This is a genomic window from Photobacterium sp. R1, from assembly GCF_054600795.1.
Genome location: NZ_BAAHZP010000372.1, coordinates 1 through 303, shown reverse-complemented (window position 1 = coordinate 303; position 303 = coordinate 1). Strand labels below are relative to the sequence as shown.

At 52.8% G+C, this 303-nt stretch carries 1 protein-coding gene; it reads left to right on the top strand.

Annotated elements, in window-relative coordinates:
* Window positions 1-16: 16 nt before the first annotated feature.
* A partial coding sequence (locus ACYP03_RS25475) for an elongation factor P hydroxylase (protein ID WP_459782603.1) occupies window positions 17-303 on the top strand: 287 nt, incomplete at its 3' end.

The following is a 303-nucleotide window of genomic DNA, read 5'->3' as shown; positions in this document are numbered from 1 at the left end:
AAGCCACGCACAGTCCATGCCTCACGATTATAACGACCTGATAACACTCTTTAATCGCACTTTCTTGACCCGCTTCAACACCGAATTGGTGCTGGGCGGTGATGAACCGATTTATCTTCCTGCTGATACTGAGCATCCGCACCACAGAATTGTGTTTGCCCGTGGTTACTTTGCCTCTGCACTGCACGAGATCGCGCATTGGTGTATTGCCGGCCCCGAGCGGCGCTTGAAGGAAGATTACGGCTACTGGTATTTACCCGACGGGCGGGACACTGAACAACAGGCCGTGTTTGAGCAGGTTGA